The organism is Bacillus cereus group sp. N8 (assembly GCF_016483685.1).
Taxonomy (GTDB): domain Bacteria; phylum Bacillota; class Bacilli; order Bacillales; family Bacillaceae_G; genus Bacillus_A; species Bacillus_A proteolyticus.
In genome coordinates this window covers 1-948 of the sequence record NZ_JAEHBK010000115.1, presented here as the reverse complement: position 1 = coordinate 948, position 948 = coordinate 1, and the positions used below count along the sequence as shown (strand labels likewise).

Here is a 948-nt window from a genome sequence, read left to right as displayed (position 1 = left end):
AAAGCGCCTGTCATGATTTATGCTCGTAAAGAAGGATGGATCGATGTTGGTAGAAATAGTTGGGCACCTGAAAAACATTTTGATATTTTAGATATTCGATAAAAGGGTAGAAAAATTAGTTGAACAATGATTCATTGCTTATTCAAAATATCCAGTAGGTTATGGTATTAACACATATGATGGTCCTAATAGGAATTATACAGGTAATGTAGATGGATTTGTTCCATATAGGGTTTATGCACGACAAGATGGTTATTTTGATATTGGAAATGGTACATGGTTAAAAGAAGAACATTTTGATGTTAGGTAACGGCAGAGAGCTTTTCATTCTGTTCATCTTTAGATTTGAAAACTATAATACATCCAAAAAATAATAAATATAGACAGTGAACGAAGGTGCTCATTTAAGTGCCTTTTTTATATTGAGTAAAAATAGAAAGGAAGACTAATATGGCAAAATTTATTTATCCTACAGATACAACGAGAGTAACAAGTGGTTTTAGAGGTAGTAGACCAGATCATCATGGGGTAGACCTTGCTGAAGCGGGCTATCATCCGATTTATGCAGCGGCTAACGGGCAGGTTAGTCGTTCTTATCTTTCATCTAGTTATGGTGAATGTATTATGATTGTGCATACTATTGATGGAGTTACATGGGAAACTGTATACGCTCATATGCGTAGTGGTTCTCGAACAGTAAAAGTAGGCGATTATGTTACACAAGGACAAACAATTGGAGTTATGGGGAACACGGGGCAGTCTGAAGGCCAACACTTACATTTTGAAATGCATAAAGGACGCTGGAATGATAGTAAGAGTGATGCTGTGAACCCGTTAGACTACTTGGGGAAAGGTGGCGATAGCGGTGTGCCGCAACCAGAGGGTATTGGGTTCGCCAAATCAAAGTATCCAGAAGGGTTTGGTGTTAACTATCATGATAAACCACAC

The 948-nt window shown here is 37.6% G+C and carries 1 protein-coding gene and 1 pseudogene; both read left to right on the top strand.

Annotated elements, in window-relative coordinates; genetic code table 11:
- Positions 1-130: 130 nt before the first annotated feature.
- Positions 131-310: pseudogene (locus JDS80_RS31850) on the top strand (peptidase M23); the annotation flags it as partial.
- A gap of 140 nt (positions 311-450) precedes the next feature.
- A partial coding sequence (locus JDS80_RS30635) for a M23 family metallopeptidase (RefSeq protein WP_199640812.1) occupies positions 451-948 on the top strand: 498 nt, incomplete at its 3' end.